The organism is Polaromonas sp. P3_A5, assembly GCF_056403055.1.
The window spans coordinates 2444090-2463373 of sequence record NZ_JBFUGF010000001.1; the positions used below are offsets into that span (position 1 = coordinate 2444090).

The 19284-nt window shown below is 59.9% G+C and carries 20 protein-coding genes; 4 read left to right on the plus strand and 16 right to left on the minus strand.

Annotated features, from left to right (window positions below):
• Nucleotides 1-98: 98 nt before the first annotated feature.
• Nucleotides 99-1142, minus strand: a complete 1044-nt coding sequence (gene pstS / locus AC1DU8_RS11570) for a phosphate ABC transporter substrate-binding protein PstS (RefSeq protein WP_457278658.1) — start codon at nt 1140-1142, stop codon at nt 99-101.
• Nucleotides 1143-1370: 228 nt separating this feature from the next.
• On the opposite strand from pstS, the gene AC1DU8_RS11575 reads away from it, so the two are divergent.
• The 4 genes from AC1DU8_RS11575 (at nt 1371) to AC1DU8_RS11590 (ending at nt 5554) form a co-directional block, all read left to right on the plus strand.
• Nucleotides 1371-1850, plus strand: a complete 480-nt coding sequence (locus tag AC1DU8_RS11575) for a fasciclin domain-containing protein (protein ID WP_457278659.1) — start codon at nt 1371-1373, stop codon at nt 1848-1850.
• A 169-nt stretch (nt 1851-2019) separates the two neighbouring features.
• Nucleotides 2020-3159 carry an ABC transporter substrate-binding protein gene (locus tag AC1DU8_RS11580; protein WP_477726768.1) on the plus strand — a complete coding sequence of 380 codons (1140 nt, stop codon included), beginning with the start codon at nt 2020-2022 and terminating at the stop codon, nt 3157-3159.
• A gap of 323 nt (nt 3160-3482) precedes the next feature.
• Nucleotides 3483-4982, plus strand: coding sequence for an exopolyphosphatase (gene ppx / locus AC1DU8_RS11585; protein ID WP_477726769.1), 1500 nt, complete (start codon nt 3483-3485; stop codon nt 4980-4982).
• Between the two features lie 104 nt (nt 4983-5086).
• On the plus strand, nt 5087-5554 hold the full coding sequence (locus AC1DU8_RS11590; protein ID WP_477726770.1) for a hypothetical protein: 468 nt from the start codon (nt 5087-5089) through the stop codon (nt 5552-5554).
• A 59-nt stretch (nt 5555-5613) separates the two neighbouring features.
• Here the strand turns inward: AC1DU8_RS11590 and AC1DU8_RS11595 are convergent, their stop codons facing one another.
• The 15 genes from AC1DU8_RS11595 to AC1DU8_RS11665 all read right to left on the minus strand — a co-directional run bounded on the left by AC1DU8_RS11595 (nt 5614) and on the right by AC1DU8_RS11665 (nt 19247).
• Complete coding sequence (locus tag AC1DU8_RS11595) at nt 5614-6078, minus strand: YcxB family protein (protein WP_477726771.1); 465 nt, start codon at nt 6076-6078, stop codon at nt 5614-5616.
• An 861-nt stretch (nt 6079-6939) separates the two neighbouring features.
• Nucleotides 6940-7464 (minus strand): SLOG cluster 4 domain-containing protein, encoded by a 525-nt coding sequence (locus AC1DU8_RS11600; protein WP_457278664.1) that lies wholly within the window; start codon nt 7462-7464, stop codon nt 6940-6942.
• A 79-nt stretch (nt 7465-7543) separates the two neighbouring features.
• Entirely contained in the window at nt 7544-8287 is a 744-nt protein-coding gene (locus AC1DU8_RS11605) for an AAA family ATPase (protein ID WP_457278665.1), read from the minus strand.
• A gap of 65 nt (nt 8288-8352) precedes the next feature.
• Entirely contained in the window at nt 8353-8769 is a 417-nt protein-coding gene (locus AC1DU8_RS11610; RefSeq protein WP_477726772.1) for a hypothetical protein, read from the minus strand.
• 185 nt (nt 8770-8954) lie between these two features.
• Nucleotides 8955-9452: a GNAT family N-acetyltransferase gene (locus AC1DU8_RS11615; RefSeq protein ID WP_477667221.1), complete on the minus strand. Its 498-nt coding sequence runs from the start codon at nt 9450-9452 to the stop codon at nt 8955-8957.
• Nucleotides 9453-9514: 62 nt separating this feature from the next.
• Nucleotides 9515-9844: a cupin domain-containing protein gene (locus tag AC1DU8_RS11620; protein ID WP_477686541.1), complete on the minus strand. Its 330-nt coding sequence runs from the start codon at nt 9842-9844 to the stop codon at nt 9515-9517.
• A gap of 87 nt (nt 9845-9931) precedes the next feature.
• Nucleotides 9932-10429, minus strand: coding sequence for a hypothetical protein (locus AC1DU8_RS11625; protein WP_477726773.1), 498 nt, complete (start codon nt 10427-10429; stop codon nt 9932-9934).
• Between the two features lie 934 nt (nt 10430-11363).
• The gene (locus AC1DU8_RS11630) at nt 11364-11837 is read right to left on the minus strand and encodes a SixA phosphatase family protein (RefSeq protein WP_477726774.1); all 474 of its coding nucleotides are present in this window, start codon (nt 11835-11837) and stop codon (nt 11364-11366) included.
• Between the two features lies 1 nt (nt 11838).
• A complete protein-coding gene (ppk1, locus tag AC1DU8_RS11635; protein WP_477726775.1) occupies nt 11839-13932 on the minus strand; it encodes a polyphosphate kinase 1 in 2094 nt (697 codons plus the stop codon).
• 50 nt (nt 13933-13982) lie between these two features.
• Nucleotides 13983-15089 (minus strand): glycosyltransferase family 4 protein, encoded by a 1107-nt coding sequence (locus AC1DU8_RS11640; RefSeq protein ID WP_457278672.1) that lies wholly within the window; start codon nt 15087-15089, stop codon nt 13983-13985.
• The gene (locus tag AC1DU8_RS11645; RefSeq protein ID WP_477726776.1) at nt 15086-15949 is read right to left on the minus strand and encodes a UDP-2,3-diacylglucosamine diphosphatase; all 864 of its coding nucleotides are present in this window, start codon (nt 15947-15949) and stop codon (nt 15086-15088) included. The genes AC1DU8_RS11640 and AC1DU8_RS11645 overlap by 4 nt, the downstream gene beginning before the upstream one ends.
• A complete protein-coding gene (locus AC1DU8_RS11650) occupies nt 15949-16815 on the minus strand; it encodes a GNAT family N-acetyltransferase (RefSeq protein WP_477670900.1) in 867 nt (288 codons plus the stop codon). The genes AC1DU8_RS11645 and AC1DU8_RS11650 overlap by 1 nt, the downstream gene beginning before the upstream one ends.
• 111 nt (nt 16816-16926) lie before the next feature.
• Nucleotides 16927-17190, minus strand: coding sequence for a hypothetical protein (locus AC1DU8_RS11655; RefSeq protein ID WP_477667213.1), 264 nt, complete (start codon nt 17188-17190; stop codon nt 16927-16929).
• Between the two features lie 370 nt (nt 17191-17560).
• A complete protein-coding gene (locus AC1DU8_RS11660) occupies nt 17561-18067 on the minus strand; it encodes a hypothetical protein (RefSeq protein ID WP_477726777.1) in 507 nt (168 codons plus the stop codon).
• Between the two features lie 52 nt (nt 18068-18119).
• Nucleotides 18120-19247 carry an MFS transporter gene (locus tag AC1DU8_RS11665; RefSeq protein WP_477667211.1) on the minus strand — a complete coding sequence of 376 codons (1128 nt, stop codon included), beginning with the start codon at nt 19245-19247 and terminating at the stop codon, nt 18120-18122.
• Nucleotides 19248-19284 lie beyond the last annotated feature (37 nt).

Sequence of the window (19284 nt, forward strand, 5' to 3'; positions counted from 1 at the left end):
GCCGGGTGGTCAAAAGCGGCCCGGCTAGCCGGAAGTGTAGAGGACACGTGAGAAACCCCTATGGTGTGTAACGACTGGGAAAAATCAGCTGGCTGTGCTTACTTGTAGGCAACCGTCTTGCCCGATGCATCCTTGATGTCGCCCCAGGCTTTTTCGATGATGGTCTTCACAGCGGCAGGCATGGGCACGTAGTCCAGGTCGTCGGCGGTTTTGTCGCCGTTTTTGTAAGCCCACTCAAAGAACTTGAGCGAAGCGGCGGCCTGGGCAGGCTTGTCCTGGACTTTCTGCATCAGGATGAAAGTAGCGCCGGTGATGGGCCACGAATCCTTGCCGGGCTGCTCGGTCAGGATCTGGTAGAAGCTCTTGGACCATTCGGCACCCGCTGCAGCAGCCTTGAAGGCGCCATCTTCCGGCGACACGAAATTGCCGGCCGCATTCTTCAGCTGGGCAAAGGTCATCTTGTTCTGCTTGACGTAAGCGTATTCCACGTAGCCGATCGAGTTGGGCAGACGACCGACGAATGCCGCCACACCTTCATTGCCCTTGCCGCCTGCGCCCACTGGCCAGTTCACTGCGGTGCCCTCGCCCACTTTGGACTTCCACTCGGCATTCACCTTGCTCAGGTAATTGGTGAAGATAAAGCTGGTGCCGGAGCCGTCGGCACGGCGAACCGGTGCGATGGCGGCGTCAGGCAGGGGCAGCGTGGGGTTCAGGGCCTTGATGGCCGGATCGGTCCACTTGGTGATCTTGCCGAGGTAGATGTCGCCCAGCACCTGGCCGCTCAGCTTGAGCTGACCGGGGGTGATGCCCTTGATATTGACCACAGGAATGACGCCGCCGATCACCGTGGGGAATTGCATCAGGCCTTTTTTGGCCAGTTCTTCGTCTTTCAGGGGCGCATCGGAAGCGCCGAAATCGACGGTTTTGGCTTCAATCTGGCGCAAACCGGCGCCGGAACCCACCGACTGGTAATTGATCTTGACGCTGGTAGCCTTGTTGTAATCAGCGGCCCACTTGGAATACAGGGGGGCGGGGAAGCTGGCGCCGGCGCCTGTCACGTCCTGGGCTGCAGCCAGCGTGGCGAACGACGCGAGGGCAACGCCCATCACAGTAGTCAGGGAAGCTTTGAAAGTCAGGTTCATCAGAACACCTCTTGGGTTGGGATTGGTCGAAACTGGTTGGGATTGATCGGAAAGATGCGTCGACTGTAGGAATCTTGTGTGACAAGGATGTGACAAATATGACAGCCTCCCGGTGGGCTGCCGTCCCTCTATAGCGTCACAAAACCTTCAAATTACCGTCACGAATCTGTCACCGGGTTCTCCTACCCTTGGCCTCGTCTTAATCAGGATTAATCAGGAGAATCTTTCATGTTGAACCGCCGCTTTCTGGTCCTCGCCACCGCCGTTGCCGCCCTCGCCGGCTGCGCCACCACCTCCACCCCGGTGTCCGTGGCAGACACGATTGCCACCCAATCGCAGCTCAGCACCCTCAATGGCCTGGTAGCCAAAGCCGGGCTGACCGACACACTCAAGGGCACCGGCCCCTACACCGTGTTCGCGCCCACCAACGCGGCCTTCGCCAAAGTGCCAGCCAAAACCATGGACGAGCTCGCCAAAGACCCGGCCAAGCTCAAGGCGGTTCTGGCCTACCACCTCATTCCCGGCAAGGTAATGGCTGCCGACGTCAAAAACGGCAACGCCAAAACCGTCAATGGCGCCAATGTGGCGCTCTCCAAGGCCGGAGAATTCGTCACCATCGAGGACGCCATGGTCCAGACCGCCGACATTTCCGCCACCAATGGCGTCGTTCACATTGTGGACAGCGTGCTGATCCCACCCGCCAAGTAAGCCCACGGGTGCTGGAACGGGTCAAGCCGGAAGGTTTGACCCGTTTTTTATTGAATTTGTGCAATTTCGTGTTCCATCCCTTATGGAGCCAGCGCAAGCAGCTATTGTTTTAATAGCAATCCATGCACGGCGAGCCACCTCGCACCGGGGAACATCCATGCCAGCTCAAATGCCTTTACCTTTAGTCAGTCGCCGCCGGCTGCTGCGTCGCGCCGGCCTGGTCGCCGCAGCAATTACAAGCCCGGCCTGGGCTCAGCCCGGCAAGGGCGCCTCATCGCGCAGCGTTGTCGTGGCCCAGCCGGTTGATTTTTCCCAGGCGCAGCAGGATGTGTCCAAGGACTTCCTGATCGGCTCACGCGCCGCCTGGCAGGACATCAACTTGCGCGGCGGCGTCCGCGGCAGGCAGGTCCAGCACCTGGCGCTGGAAACGGACGGCACCCCCGCAAGCCTGCGCACGGCACTGGACTCGGTCAAGGACAACCCCCTCTGCATGGTGCTTTCCGGCAGTGTCGGCGACCAGGTTGCCAGCCAGATCGTGGCGCTGTCCCGCCAGGGCGGGCTGGGCATCCCCCATGCCGCCCCGTGGCTGCAAAACTCCAGCCTCGAAATCGACGACAAGACCTTTCCCATCTTCGCCGCGCGCCAGGAACAGATTGCCTATGCGCTCAAGAGCCTTTCGACCATGGGCCTCAAGGAGCTGGGTGCGATTTACGCCACAGCACAGGACCATGCCGCCTATCACACGGACGTCGAGCGCATCGCCCTGGACATGCAACTGAAGCTGCAGCCCTTCAACGGAACAGACGACCTGCGTGCACTGGGTCAGAAACTCACGCCCCGTACACCCGCCGTGCTGCTTTTTGTGGGCGGAACGCCGGAGCTCGCCGAATTCACCCAGGGCCTGGAAAAGCAGGCTCGCCAGCGCTATGTCGTGGCATTGGCCGATGTGAACCTGCAAACCATGCTGCAGATGGGCGCGGCGCGCAACACGCCGGTCATCGCCACCCAGCCGGTGCCCCTGGTCAACGCCAGCCTTCCGGTGGTCAGAAGCTACCGTGAAACGCTTTCGCGCCTCTTCGACGAGCCGCCCACGCCGCTGAGCCTGGCAGGATTCATTGCAGCACGCTACACCTACGAAGTGCTCAATGACGTCGATGGCCCCTTGAACCGCCAGAGCGTTCTTGCCGCCTTCCAGCGCCGCACAAAGTTCGACGTCGGCGGATTCAGCATCAGCTTCAACCCCCAGCGCAGGAGCGGCACCTACGTCACGCAAAGCATGATGACGGTCGATGGCCGGCTCGTCGGATAAGCAGGGCCTGTGAACACTGTGTTTGCAAATGCGAATGGGGTGAAAACGGCGCCAATCAAGGCGCGTGACGAATCCCAGACCGGGAGTCTGGGTGAGGAGTGCAACGCGGAGTGGCGCCGTTTTCACCCCATTCCCTCCGGGTTGCGATCAAAAAGGCCCTGCGCGGCGTTGCAAAGCCTTGACGGGGTTCACCCCGCCTGCGTTTTACGCCTTGCTCATGGCCTTTTTGACTCGCAACGCATCTTGCAAACACAATGTTCACAGGCCCAGAAATGCTGATGCGAGTCCCGCGCGAATGCTATGGCAAGCCCTTAAACTCAGGTATGCAAAATGGAACGCTGCTCGCCGCTGTAGACCTCGGGTCCAACAGCTTTCGACTGGAAATCGGCCGCTTTGATGCCGGCCAGATTCACCGCACCGAATACCTCAAGGAAACCGTTCGCCAGGGCAACGGGCTGGATGCCGACCGCAACCTGACCCCGGAAGCCATGCAGCGAGGCTGGGACTGCCTGGCGCGCTTCGGCGAACGGCTGGCCGGTTTCAAGAAGTACCAGGTCCGCGCCGTCGCCACGCAGACCCTGCGCGAAGCGCGCAACCGCGAGGAATTCCTGGCGCGCGCCCACAAGATCCTCGGTTTTGCCATCGACGTCATCCCGGGCCGTGAAGAAGCCCGCCTCATTTACCAGGGCGTTGCTCACCTCCTGCCGCAGTCCGATGAACGCCGGCTGGTGGTGGACATAGGCGGGCGCTCCACCGAAATGATCCTCGGCAAGGGGCTGGACGCGCGCACCATGGAGTCCTACCGTGTCGGCAGCGTGGCATGGTCCATGAAGTATTTCCCCGACGGGCAGTTCACCCCACGTGCTTTCCAGACAGCGGAGGTCGCCGCCAAGGCAGTTCTCGACGAAGCCGTCAACATCTACCGCGCCGATGCGTGGGACACCGCCTATGGGTCTTCCGGCACGATTGGCGCCGTCAGCGACGTACTGACAGCTTCGGGCTGGCCCGCGGGTATGGTCACGCAAGAAGGCCTCGACTGGTTGCTGGACCGGCTGCTCAAGGCGCAAAGCGCCGACCGGCTCAAGCTCGACGGCATGAAGGACGACCGTCGCGCCGTCATAGGCGGCGGTGTGAGCGTGCTGAGGGCCGTGTTCGACCTGCTGGGCATCGCGCAAATGGAAGCCGCACAAGGCGCCTTGCGCCACGGTGTGCTCTATGACCTGGTGGACCGTGAGCAGGATTTGACCGATTTGCGCTCCACCACCGTGCAGCGCCTGGCCAGCAAATTCAATACCGACAACGCACAGGCCCAGCGCGTCAGCAAAGTCGCCAGGCAGTTGTTCGCAATGGCCAGTGCCGGCATGCCTCGCGCAGAGTCGGAGCGCTTCCAGCGCAAGCTGGAATGGGCCGCAGAGCTGCACGAGATCGGCAGCCAGATCTCGCACAGCGACTATCACAAGCATGGCGCCTACATCCTGGACAACGCCGACGCGCCGGGTTTTGCCCTGCCCGAACTGCATCGCCTGAGCCTTCTGGTGCTGGGCCACCGCGGCAAGCTGCGCAAGCTTGAAGTCAATTTCGAAGACCGCGTGTTCATCCAGCAACTGCTGTGCCTGCGCCTGGCCGTCATCCTCTGCCACGCCCGGCGCGACCCGGACCTCAAAGGCCTTCAGCTTGAGAGCAGCGCTGAACCCGGAAGAATCTTTGTACTGAACTGCCGCCCCGGCTGGGCGCAGGCCTTCCCGCAATCGGCCCATCTGCTGCAGGAAGAGGTCCTGGCGTGGCAAAAAACGCCGTGGACGCTGGTTGTGCCCGGCCCATGAGCACCCTCCTTCTGCCTCGCCGGACCAGGTCTTGACGGTTTTTAAACAAACCGTATAAACTATATATACGGTTTATTTGACCGCACACCAAAAAGGATCAATCCATGGCTACCAGCAAAAAAGCAACTGCGAAACCCGCCGCACCGGCACCTGCCACGCCCAAAGCACCGGTGAAAACCGCTGCCAAGCCTGCCCCGAAAAAGGCGTCCCCCGCCAAGGCCCCGACCGGCAAAGGCACGGTCAAGAAAGCCATCGTGAAAAAGGCCGGCGCCAAAAAGCCTGCGGCCAAACCGCAGGCCACCGCTAAGCCTGCCAAGCCCGCCAAAGCCGCAAAGCTGGAAAAGACCAAAAAGCCAAAATTGGTGCGCGACAGCTTCACCATTCCGAAAGCCGAATACGTGGTGTTGGACGACCTCAAGCAGCGCGCCGCCAAGCTCACCCGCCCCGCCAAGAAAAGCGAACTGCTGCGCGCAGGCATCAAGTTGCTAGCCAGCATTTCCGATGCGGCTTTCCTGACCGCGCTCGAGCAGGTTCCCGCCATCAAGACCGGCCGGCCCACGCTCGGCTCTTAAGCTATACCGAGGAATCTTCCCGCGCTCGCAAGAGCGCGGAGTTTTGCGCTTGTGTCCGGCTAGGCACTGCTTGTCGCACCGCGCTGAAGCTCGGATAAAAACTCGGCCTCATGGGCCGGAGACCTGAAACAGCGACGAGGGATGATGTGAAACGACCCGCTTCGCATCTCGATGAACGCGAAGGCTCTTGTTTTGTTCGCCCCTCGTATTCCGCTCCATCTTGCCAAGGTTTCATTGACCGCAGTCCTCTCCGTCAGCCCGTCTGCCGTCAGCGCATATTCGTGCTCGCCAAGCACACCATCGCCGTCCTTTAATCCATTCCGAATGCGCAGTAGCGTGAAGACGATAGAGACAGCAACTGAAAGTAACGAGCCCAGGGATGCAGAGATCGCAAGTACGAGCACTTCGACTGGCTCTTGCGGAAGGCCTTTCGCAACCGCCAGGACGCCACCCACAACAACCGTCCAGAGCACCCAAGCCTTCAGCAAAGGACCTCGACGCGTCAAACGTGCAAAAACGGCCATGGTGATGTCCCTCTTCGCAAGATTCGTGTGGACGGAATGCATTTCTGGAGCGCCTAACGTTTGACATGAGGGGCGTCCAAGAGCGATAGCTCTTGGACGCCCCTCTCGATGGAAGGGTTAGGCCTCGGCATGAAGACAGAACTGACTTTCATTGCTTTTCCTCGATTGGCGCCGACTGAGAACTTGGGGGAGGGCGCTACTTCCAGATCAGGTGGCTCTCTAGTAGCTGCTCAAACTCTTTGAATGGCAAGGTAAGGATGCGATGGTTTCTCGCAATCGACGGCTGCTAGGTCTCTTGATCGTCAGGGTCCTCTTTTGAACTTCGTGGTGGTACACGGGCATCTGCAGATAGATACCTTTCTAGTGCAGGGCCGAAAAGTGGATAGAGAGCCCAGTAAACCAGGACTGGAGCAACCAATAGGCCGACTAGGAAGGGGGCAACACCGCCTCCTACAAGGCCGAGGAACATGCCTGGCGGCCCCCATAAGAAGAGTGTTATCAAGACTGAAAGACCAAGGCGACCGACAACTTTGGCAAGCAGCCTATTTGTTGACGGTTCAGACTTCTGAACTGCAAGTGATGTGATCCAGATTGCACCGGCGCCTAGTACTAGCGAAGGCCAGTTAACGAATACGAATTTCAGAAAATCGCGCACAGAGGCCTAACGTAATGTATGCCGCAAAACCTGCGGTATAACCTGGCGCTTGCGATCTGGTCTATACATTCAAAACTCCTGCAGTCCGCTTGCATGCCGGGTTTCAAGGAAGAATACTGCAAATTCATGCAGTTATAAAAACTCCATGAAACCGCGCAGTTCTCCCTTGCAATCTGCCCTCCCGCTTGCCGAACCAGTTCCCCAAGTCAATCCGCATTTTTGACCAACCCAAGACTGCGGAGATTTGCCTCCAGCTCGGCGATGGTGCTCCACGGCAGGATCCGGGAGTTCGCCCGATCGTCTGGAGGGTTGGACGGTAGTTCATCAGACCACCCGCCGCAGCCGACCAGGGGAAGCAAAGGCCGCTTGTGCAGCCAGGCCAGGTGAACCTCGGATTTGGTGCCTGCGCGACCACCGATGACGATGCAGGCATCGCCGGCAAGCGCCATCAAGAGATTGCGGGCATCTCCCATGCCACAGGGGAGCACCACCGTGGCGGGCCAATCCGGCTCGGGCATCTGGTCTGGCGGCACTATGCTGAGCACCAGGCCGTTAGCCTGAATTGCGCGCTCCGCAGCAACTCGGGTTGCGGGACTGCCGCACCCGCTTACAACGGTAATGCCCAGTTTGGCCAGCGCTTCACCAGCTTGCCCGGCAAGCTCGTAGGCGCTAGAACCCGGCTCAGCGCTGCCGAGTACACAGACTTGGGGCTTTCGATGAGAAACGGTCATGGCAGGGGCGAGTTTACGATCTCACGTTTAACAGGAACCACGTGCCAGGCTTGCCAGGGCACGCAGCTCGACGGAATGGTCAGGTGTCTACGTCATCTTGAAGCAGTTGCTCGAGACGCCTTGGATAGTTGTTGAGAAAGTCCCGAGTGACAGCGAAGTGCTCCGTATCTTCGAACGAGACCTCACTGACTCCCGACCTGTCGAACTGAATGATCTTCGCATTTGGATAGGAAAGAAGTATCGGAGAGTGCGTTGCAATGATGAACTGCGAGTGATCCTCTACAAGCTGGTGAATGGCACTGAGTGCGGCGAGTTGGCGGCTGGGCGACAGAGCCGCTTCTGGCTCATCCAGGAGGTAGATGCCGTTGCCGCGTAGCTTGTTCAAAAGCACCGCCATGAAGGACTCACCGTGAGACTGCGTGTGCAAGGACTTGCCGCCGTAGCCTTCCAGGTAACCAGTTTCATCCATATAGCTCGCGACATTGAAGAAACTTTCGGCGCGAAGGAAATACTCATCACGAGGTTTTGGAACACCGCGAGCCAGACGCAAGCAGTCGTGAAGTGCGGATAGTGAGCCTGCAGAGTGAAAGCGCACATTCTTTGTGCCGCCTTCAGCTCCGAAGCCAAGAGCGACTGCGATGCCTTCCATGACGGTCGACTTCCCCGAACCGTTCTCTCCGACAAAGAAGGTCACGTTGGGATGGAAGTCGATGTTGGCAATCTCGCGTACAGCGGGAATGCTGAACGGGTAGGACTCGTAGTCAATATCCGCGTCTGGACGAATTGCCGCGTGAAGCAGGTAGGGCTTGGTGCGCTTGGTCATGCGAGTTGGACACCTAACGTTTGACTTAAGCGGCCTGCAGTGGGGAGGTCCGCTTGAAGGAAGGGTCAGGCGTTGCCGTTTGCATGCTGCAATCTTGCCTGAAGAAGGACTACGGCCGGCGGTGCCAGAAGAATGACGAGAAGCACAACAGGCCAGATATTACCGTCTTTGAACGCATACGCTTCGAGTAGCTCAGACCAGGACTTGTGCTGAACGTAACGGCCAAAGCTGAACTCGAAGACCAGTGTGAGACACAACCAGGAAGCGCCAACGCAAAGACCTTGCAAGATTGTGATGCCGTGGCTGAGACAAACAAGGGCGAAAGACACAAGCATCACGAAAAGGGAGAGTAGCGCCCCGCTCATGACCAGACCAGCGGTCTTTCCAAGAACAGGAATCAGAACGATCTCGCGAAGCGCTCCGTTGGCAACGGCCAGGGCAAGTATGACCAGCCAGGCAACAAGCGACTTGAGCAACGGCATGGAATTCCTTGTGACGTCTAAAGTTTGACATGAACCCTCCTCTTCTCTTCTTCTCTTCTTCTCTTCTTCTCCGGGAGCCGCGCGACGTACTCTGGGCACCAAAGCACTCAAGCTTTCAGATCCCCTAACGTTTGAAATGAGAGGCGTGATCCGGCATGCCGGGGCACGTCCCCTCGATGGAAAGGTTAGGCGTCATTGCGTTGCAGTGACAACCCATAGAACTTGGTGTCAACAGCCATGACGGGAAAGCTCTCTGGCAGAGCTTCTTTGACCATCTCGTGGAAGCCATTCTTCTCGTAGAACCTGTGGGCGGCAAGGAACTTGGCTGTTGTGCCCAGGAAGACCTCTCGTACACCTTGAGCACGACACCAGCTGAGCAGCGTTTGAAGCAGCTCCTTGGCGACGCCATGCTCCGGCCCGCGATGCGAGCTGGCCACGAACATCTTGCGCAGAGCTGCCTGACAGTTTCCGATGTCTAGCAGAGCAAGTGTGCCGACAACGGCTCCCGCCTCCAGGGCGACCCAGAAGTTGCCGATGCCATGCTGATAGAAGCCGGCAATGTCCTGCAGGTCTGGTTGTGCTTCCAGTGTGATCGGGATTTCGAACTCGGACTGTTGAATCGGCAGGATCACAGACACGACACCATCGGCGTGAGCCGGAGAGAAGGGGACGATTTGAATCATTGGTTCTATTCTGGCGGTGAACGTTTGAGCTGAACGACGGGCGGCGGCGTGGTAAGGAAACTTTAGACAAGCATAGTTCCGTCTTTCGCGGTACCCGGCGGTTCGATAAGTATGAAGTGAGCCTCCTCAGTGGCTACTGGGCGATGCTCGACGCCTCGTGGAACGACGAACATTTCTCCCGGGCCGAGGTGAACACTGCGATTGCGCATTTCGATTGTGATGCTGCCCTTGAGTACCAAGAAGAAATCGTCTGTGTCTTCATGCTTGTGCCAAGCGTACGAGCCCATGGCTTTGGCAACCATGACTTCGTTGCCATTGAAGTGCGCAACCGTTTCGGGTTGCCATGGTTCAGAAACACTTGATAGCACTGCCGAAAGGTTGACAGAGTTCATTGCGTTGCACTCTTTCTATGTGAGGTGGAATATGACGCCTAACGTTTGACTTAAGCGGCGCCGATAGGCGTCCGCTTGAAGGAATGGTTAGGCCGCATTCGCGAAGGGAGGATTCTGGTGTTCAAAGCAATGAGGTCCAAGCCGACCGTTGAGCAAGTATTCATCGACCTCTGGCAGCAAAGCGGCCAACTCTGCGGTGATCAGGGAAGCTGGCCGTGGCGGACGGCCGAAGATTCGAAGCCATAGCGGCGCATCTTGGCAGAACCAGTGTCGGGTGCTGGAACCGGTGCCCGTGGGGTACAGGCAGACATAGCATGGTGCCTGGCCTGGGCCAATGTCCTGCGCCGAGGTATGCATGCCGTCGGCGATGGTTCCTTTGGCACTCACCGCGCCGAAGGACAGCTTGAACCTGGGCCTGCCGTACTTCTCCCACTGGAACTCGATGAAGTCGACTTGATTTTCACGGGTGCGCCGAAAGTCGATGAAGTGCGGCGCGTGGCGCTGATCAATCGAGAAGCCAAGCTCAACGAGACGCGGAAAGATGTCCGTCTTCAGTGCATTGCGGAGGTGGGTAGTCGTGCCCATGCGGCCTAACGTTGGAGGCCACTGGCATGCAACACACGCCGCGAAGCGGCAACCTGAAGTTGCTTGTCCATGTGGGCCGATTTGTTAGAGGTCATTTGCGCGGGTACTTTGTCTCTCAATATTCGAATCATGGGGTGAACACCAACCAGCAACTGATGCGGCATGCTTTCGCCCAAGGTCGTCCTCAATTTCTATTTGGCAGTGGAATGGTCGACCATTCGCGCGAGTGCTGAAAAACTGCGGCTTTGCGGTGGTCGATTCGAACTGGACAGTAATGCATGCGGATGTTAGCCATGATTTGGGAAGCTTTCGACTCTCCATCATGGCGCGCAATTTGGTGCCATAGTTTCCTGCCACAAATGCCACTGGTGCCATGTTTGGTGCCAATTCCAAAGGGATCAGCGGGATTGGGAGCAAGTTGTCACTGTGTTCCTTGGCATAGACATACAGCATACCCAGCGCCCAGTATCCCCGCACGTCATTGTTCCTGCTCACGAATGAACGGACGATGTCTGACGCAACCCCATTCAGCTCAGATCGACGAGGCATCGAATGTAACCTCTAACGTAATGTATGCCGCAAAACCTGCCGTATAACCTGGCGCTTGCAATCTAATCTGGACATCAAAAACTCCTGTAAGCCGCTTTCACGCTGGATTTCAGGGCAACACGCTATGAATTTATACAGTTATAAAAATTCCGTGAAACCCCGCAATCCTCCGCTGCAGTCTGCCCGCTTGCTGGACCAGGTTCGGGAGCGGGTTCGGTATTTGCACTATAGCCTTGGCACCGAGAAAACTTGCCTGTATTGGGTCTGTTTTTTTGTCCGCTGGCATGACCGCAACGGGCATGCCGTATTCGCGCGATAAGAGATCGCAAGGTAGGAGCCCTCCAGGATGACGACCACGAGCTCAACCCGTGCCGGCAAGTACCGATCAGAGAACCTCAGGCGACTGCACAGTGACCACAACGGTCTGGTTAAGGCCGTCCCGGTCGCGGCTGCGAAGCCACCAGAGCGCACCCTTTTTGACCGGGCATTCGCTTTCCTGCAAGCCAAGCAACTGGGCAATGGTTTGCCCCAGTGTGGGCTGGTGGCCCACCAACAGGATCGGCGACCTGGCCGACGGCCATTGCACCAGTTCCAACAACTGCTCCACCGTGGCGTCGGGTGCCAGCTCACTGCGGATTTTGTATTTGCGTCCCAACGCCAGCGCGGTCTGCTCGCAGCGCCGCGCCGGGCTGACGAAAATGCGCGCGCCTTCGGGCAACTGACGGTCCAGCCAGTTGGCCATGCGGGCCGCCTGCTTCTCACCCCTCGCCGTCAGTGAGCGCTCAAGATCGCTTCCGCCCTGCGGGTCACCCTCGGGCCAGTCTTCTGCCTCTGCATGACGCCACAGGATGAGGTCCATGTCATTTTTCCTGGTGATGGGGGGCCGAATAGCGCGCCATCAAGGCAGCCTGCGCACCGTGGCGCGGGGCATCGCCCTGGGGGTTCACGCGCAGGTAGGTGCCGTCGGGCTGCAGATCCCAGGCGTCGCGCCCGTCATGCAGGTAGGCCACCAGGCACTCGTCGATGATGCGCTGGCGCAGCACCGGGTCGGTCACCGGCCAGGCCAGCTCCACCCGGCGCAGCATGTTGCGGTTCATCCAGTCGGCGCTGGAGAGCAACAAGGTCTCCTCTTCCGCGCAGCGGAAGTAAAACACCCGAGAGTGCTCGAGGAAGCGGCCGATGATGGAGCGCACGCGGATGTTGTCCGTCACACCGGGCACCTGCGCCGGCAGCATGCAGGCCCCGCGCACAATCAGGTCTATCTTCACGCCGCGCTGCCCCGCCCTCACCAGTGCCAGCATCAGGTCTTCGTCGGTCAGTGCATTCATCTTGGCCACGATGCGCGTGTCTTTGCCCTGCAGGGCGGCCTCACCCAGCACGTCGATTTTCTCAATCAGCTTGCGGTGCAGCTGGAACGGCGCCAGCAGCAAATGGTGCAGCTTGGGCAGGCGGCTCTGGCTGGCCAGGTGCACAAACACATTGTCAATGTCGGCCGTCGTCAAGGGGTCGGCCGTCAGGTAGCTCAGGTCGGTATATAGGCGGGCCGTACGCGGGTTGTAGTTGCCGGTAGACAAGTGGGCATAGCGCACCAGGTGTTTGCCTTCGCGCCGCGTCACCAGCAACATCTTGGCGTGGGTTTTGAGGCCCACCACACCGTACACCACCTGCGCACCTATCGACTCCAGCATTTCCGCCCAGTTGATGTTGGCCTCTTCATCGAAGCGCGCCTTGAGCTCCACCACCACTGTCACTTCCTTGCCGCGGCGCACGGCTTCGCGCAGCAGCACCATCAGCTCCGAGTCGGTACCGGTGCGGTAAATGGTCTGCTTGATCGCCAGCACCTGCGGGTCGTTAACCGCTTCGCGCAGGAAGGCGAGCACGCCGTCAAAACTTTCAAAAGGCTGGTGAATGGAAACGTCGCCTTCCTTGAGCCGCTCAAAGAACGACTGGCCGGGCTGCAACTGGGTGGGGTAACACGCGCTGTAGCCGGGGAAGAGCAGTTTGGGGTCATTGACCAGGTCCACCAGCTGCGTCAGCCGCACCAGATTGACGGGGCCGTGAACACGGTACAGGGACGGCGTCGGCAGGTTGAATTGCCTGAGCAGGAAGCTGGCCAGGTATTCCGAACACCCTGCCGAAACCTCCAGCCGAACAGCCTGCCCGTAATGGCGTTGCTCCAGGCCCTGGCGCAAGGCCGTGCGCAGGTTCTTGACGTCGTCTTCATCCACGGCCAGGTCAGAATGCCGGGTGACGCGGAACTGCGAAAACTGCCCCACTTCGCGGCCGGCAAACAACTCGGCCAGGTGGGCCCGAATCACGCTGGAAAGCGACACGAACAGCCGGCTCTTGTCCTTGCCGTGCGAAGGCATATGAATCAGCCGCGGCAACACACGCGGCACCTTGACGATGGCAATGTCGTTTTCGCGCCCGAAGGCATCATGCCCGCCCAGCCGCACGATGAAGTTGAGTGACTTGTTGGCCACCTGCGGGAACGGATGCGAAGGGTCCAGCCCGACTGGAATCAACAACGGCCGCACTTCCCTTTCGAAATACTCTTTCACCCAGCGCCGCTGGGCCGTGTTGCGTTCGCCGTGCGAAACGATGCGTATGCCCTGCCGCTCAAAGGCCGGCAGCAGGTCGTCGTTGTAGAGCGAATACTGGCGCGCCACCATGTCGTGGGCCGCCGCAGAAAGTGCGGCGAAAGACTGCACCGAATACAGCGCTTTTTGTTCATTGGCCTGCGCCGCCGTCAGGTGGGGCGCGGTCCGGACTTCAAAAAACTCGTCCAGGTTGGACGAGACAATGCAGAGAAACCTCAGCCGCTCCAGTAGCGGCACGTCCTGGCGCTTCGCCCAGTCCAGCACCCGCTCATTGAAGGCAAGAATGCTGTGGTCGCGGTCCAGGAACTGGACGGGTGGCGCGGCGGCGGCCACCGAGGCGGGTGAAGTGGGCATCAACAAGAGTGGTCTTTGTCATTAACAACAAGTCACAGTGTTGACGTGTTTCATGACAATGGCGTGACAGTACTTTTGACTGATGGTGCACCCACCTGAAAAGGCTGGCAAGTACTGCTCATGGCGTTGTTGTGCCCGGCGGTTACGAGGAATGACTCGAAAAGCTGCGCCGCATGGGCCCAGCTGAAGTCCAGCGCACGCAAACGGGCTTCACGGCGCGGCACAGCCAAAGCGCTGTAACAAGCCTGTTGCAAATCTTCGTGCATGACACCGCCGTGACAACTTCCATCGGGCTTTCCAAGCACTTCCAGCGGGCCATCGACCGGGTAGGCCGCCACCGGTGTGCCGACTGCCATGGCTTCGAGCATCACCAGGCCAAAAGTTTCCGACCGGCTGGGAAAGGCAAACACATCGGCGGCCGCGTAGACCTTGGCCAGCTCACTGCGGTCCAGCACGCCCATCCAGCGGACCTGCGGATACCGTTCCTTGAGTGTTGCCTCCAGCGGCCCTACCCCACAGACCACCTTGGTACCCGGAATATCCAGCTTGAGAAAAGCCTCGATGTTTTTCTCGTACGACACCCGGCCCACAAACAGCGACACCGGCCGCACCACCGTCCCCATGGGTGGGTACAAGCGCGCTTGCGGCTCAAAGCCGAAAAGCTCCGTGTCCACGCCGTGCGTCCAGCTGCGCAGGTTCTGAAAGCCCCGCTTCTCCAGCATGCGCAACACGCCATGGGTAGGCACCATCACGCCCGATGAGGGCCTGTGGAAATGGCGGAACAGCGCGTAACCCCAGGACAGCGGAATCTTCAATGCCGCATGAAGGATCTCGGGGAACTTGGTGTGAAACGCGGTGGTGAACTTCAGGCCGCGCTTGAGGCAATAGCTGCGCGCAGCCCAGCCCAGCGGGCCTTCGGTGGCAATGTGAATGGCTTCAGGCCCAAAAGCATCGAGCTTTTCGGTCAGGCCGCGCTTGGGGCGCACCGCCAGGTCAATGCCGGCATAACCCGGGCAAGGCCGCGTCTTGAAAAGGCCAGGCTGGATCACTTCCACCTGGTGGCCCAATTCCTGAAGCTCGCGCACCAGTTCTACCAGGGTCGTGACGACACCATTGACCTGCGGTTGCCAAGCATCCGTGACCAGAGCGACTCTCATGCTGTCACCGTGGAAGCCATGTGGCCACGGCCTTGTGTTTCGTGCGCCGGTGCCCAGTGCACCAGTTCGAGCGAGCCGTCGAAGTTTTCCACCAGCGCAGTGCGGCTTTCCACCCAGTCGCCGTCGTTGCAGTACAGCACGCCGTTGATGTCGCGCATCTCGGCACGATGGATGTGCCCGCAGACCACGCCCTGGTGGCCGCGCCGGCGGGCTTCATTGGCCACAGCCTCTTCAAAGTCAGTGACGTAATTGAGCGCGCTCTTGACTTTTTGCTTCAGGTAAGCCGACAGCGACCAGTACGGCAAGCCCATGCGGGCGCGCAGGCTGTTGAGGTGGCGGTTGAGTTTGAGTGTGAATTCATAGAGGTTGTCGCCCACGTAGGCGAGCCATTTGGCGCACTGCACCACCGCGTCGAAGTAGTCGCCGTGGATGATCCACAACTGGCGGCCGTCGGCGGTGGTGTGCACGGCTTCATCGATCACCTCGATGCCGCCGAACTGGTTGCCAATAAATTCACGCGCAAACTCATCATGGTTACCCGGCACATAGACCACGCGGCAGCCTTTGCGGGCGCGGCGCAGCAGTTTTTGCACCACGTCGTTGTGCGACTGCGGCCAGTACCAGCGGCGGCGCAGCTGCCAGCCGTCGACGATGTCGCCCACGAGGTACAGGTTGTCGCTCGGGTGGGCCTTCAAAAAATCGAGCAGCGCAGCCGCCTGGCAGCCGGGTGTGCCCAGGTGGATATCGGAAATGAAGATGGTGCGGTAGCGCTTGCGCAGCGAGTCGTCATCGTCCCGCTCGTCATCGCTCCCGCCGAAGCCGTTGCCCAGCGCCCCCATGGCGTCAAACATGCTGCGCATCAGGCCTCCGAAGGGCTGCCCGACACGGGCTTGCCGGAAAAATGCTTGAGGTAGCGCGGTGGCAGGTCGGCGATGCGCATCATCATGGGCAGGTCGGCCGAATTGAAGTCCGGGTCCCAGGCGGGTGCGCCCAGCACCTTGGCACCCAGGCGCAAATAGCCCTTGATCAGCGCAGGCGGTTCCACGTCCAGCGTGTCATCCAGTCGCTCCACCGGCAGCGCCAGACGCGGCGTCACGCGATATTCAATGGGTGCCAGATGCGTTTGGCGCACCTGGCGCCAGATGCTGGCCGCCGCGTGCCCGCTGGAGACACCGTTGTGCTGCATCGGAATGCTGGCGCAGCCGATCATCGTGTCCAGCTGGTTGCGCGCCATGAATTCAGCCAGCGCGCCCCACAGCGCCAGGATGACGCCGCCGTGGCGGTGGTCGGCATGCACGCAGCTGCGGCCCAGTTCGACCATACGCTCACGCAGAGAGCGCAGGCGAGTCAGGTCGAACTCGGTGTCGCTGTAAGTGCTGCCCACGCGCTTTGCCTGGGTGGGCGTCAGCACGCGATAGGTACCTATGACTTCCTGGCTGTCGGCATCACGCACCAGCAGGTGTTCGCAATAGTCGTCAAACAGGTCGACGTCATGGCCGGGCAGCACCTTGGAAAGATTGGCACCCATCTCGAGCGCAAAAACCTGGTACCTCAGGCGCTGTGCCTGCCGGACCTCGTCCTGGTGCCGGGCCCAGCTGACCGTGATTTTCCCCACGGCAGGCCTTTGAACAACGGCGGGAATGACAGCATGACCGCTTTGATGAAGTGACCCCCGTGGCATTGCGACTGGCGACAATGCAAAGGTGGGATTGGGCAGTTCTTTCATGGCTAACTCCTTGTTTCCTGGTGTCTCAACAACTTCGGCAACTCATCAACTCGACAATTCAGCAACTTCAAATCGCGCTGTAAAAAAGCCCCAAAAAAGGGGCTTTGACTCTCAATCACCGGCGGTCAGCGAAACCACCTTGTCACGTCGCCCCAAACCGGCGGCCAGCATCGGCCGCGCATTCGAAAGACCCTCAAGCCAGGGCCGGGTGCCCGCCTTGAAGCGCAGGCCGCCCGGGCTGTTCGCCAGGGCTTGTGCGGTGCAGCGCAGGATGCGCAGGCACTGCTTGTTGAAATCCTGGATGCCGCTGCTCAAGGTGCGGCTGGGGCCCTGCGCCTGTCCGTCATTCATCGGGTGCTCCGTCATGCTGGTCATGGCGTGATTCTGGGAGCCGGGGGTGACGCGTTCGTGTCAGTTCAATGGCAGTTGTGTGACACGGGAAGAAATTCGCGTCGTGTGGCGGGCACGCATCGGCCGCCTCGATGGCTCAGGAGACCGTTTTTTTCGGCAATCCCTCCACGGCAAGGCGCAGCCCTGCCTTGGCCTTGCAACCTCACCACCGTGCCGGCGCATGAGCACGGACAAACGGCAAAAGAGAACGGACATGCCAGAGATGACAAATCGGACATCCCTGGATTGGCTAAAACAGAAATCGTCGTCCCTGTAAAGCGACGAGTAGTTGCCATCGGCAATCGATCCAAACAGCGGTAAATCGACCGGGTGGACGGCCGCCTGCGCAACGCAGTTAGGAGCCTGTCGCGTACCTCGTTGCCAACAGCACTTCGAGCCTCTTTGTTATGGCCTCGCATTCGTCCGCCTCCAGACGGCTGAACTGAGCTGCCCAGGCTTTGGATGAAGCAAATTTTGGAAACTGCGGAGGTTCGCCCCATTGCCAATCGGGGTGACTCGCTGTCGGGCTTCTCCCAAAAATGTGGAGATGCATTTTCCGGTGAAGTTGAGGGGTTTTCGGTCCGGGGGGATGCGCCAGCTCGTTGAGCGCGTTGTTACCTGCCTCCCAGTAATTCAGGCACCCTCCGGCGAGTTGGGGCAGTGTTTCCAGCATGGCTCTTGCGGTGGCTGCGACCAGGCAGCCCCATAGCGCCAGCTCATCGGGCGTCAACTCACTTCTTTCCCACACCGGCCGGGGAGGATTGACCAGCAAATGTCCGCCATCGCTTCGGTGGTTCATCGGCGTGGCGGGTAACGCGACCGTGCCCCCGGCGCAATGGATGAGCGTGTGGTGAATGTCCAAGTGAAAATCTCCAAAAGAAGAGGGAATGAAAAAAGTGATGTGGGATGCACATTCAGTCGCTGCGCTGCCTCAGGCAGGCCATGGCGGTGGCCGAAAGAAGAAGTGCAGCAACGCCGTAAATCCATGCGGAGGGCACGATGGGCAACAACAGGCCGGCCAGCACCGGACCTGCGCCGGCGCCCATGTCGCGCCAGACCGAGCGTGTGGCGAGGGCTTGTATGCGTCCGGGTCCCGGCGTGCGCAGTGCAACCAGCGGCGGCAGCAGCGGCAACAGCAAGGCACGTAAAACCACGATGGCAAGTGCGCAAGTCCACAGCCAGCCGAAACCAAAGCCCACCAGGGCAACAGAAGTGAGCACGGAGAAGGTCACCATAAGAACTTCGACGCCATGCTTTTCAGCCATGTATCCGCCGGCAGAACTCAAGACAATTTCCGCCAGGTAACGGACCGACAGCAGAAGCCCCGCCACGATGACCGGGTTGCCGGGCAACAGGTCACGGCCCAGATAAGAGAGGCCGATGATGAACAGGCCGTCCAGCACCAGGCCTTCCGTGAAGGAAAAGATGTCCAGCCCGCCCGGGAGCCTGATTCCTGTTTTTCGTGGTGCCGGCTCGGCATGTGCGGCGGTTGGCAGCTGCCGTGCGACCAGCAAGGCACTCAACGCAACAGCCGCGAACAGGAAAAAAATAACTTTAGGGCCAAACCAAAGCGCACACACGCCGCCCAAAGGAAGGGCAAGCATGGGCCCCAGTGCCGTGAATGCGCGGGATCGCCCTGCCCGACGCGCAGCGCCCGCCGGTTCGGCGGTGGCCAATGCCTGGGTGGCCAGGTTCAGGGCTGCGAAGGCCAGGCCCCACAAGAGCCGCAAGAACAACAGGGCGACGAACCCGGTCAGCATCGCGTAACCCAGCGCGCACACCGCGGCCGCTAGCGCCGCCAGTGAGCAGGTGAGCCGTTCGCCGTTGCGGGCGTAAAACCTTGCCACCGCTGCGTAGCCCGCAATGCGCACCAGGCGGTTAGCGGCCAGGAGAATGCCCGCTTCGGGCAAGGTGACGCCAAACGCAGGAGCGAACATCGGCAGGAGCAGGTAGAGCACCGTGTCCCCCGGAAGTGACAGCCCGAGCACCATGGCGGCTTGGCGCGAGTTGCGGTCGGAAGTAGAAGCCGTGATCTGTTGCATGGCTTGTATGGTGCGCAGGGCCGCCTCTCCCGACAAA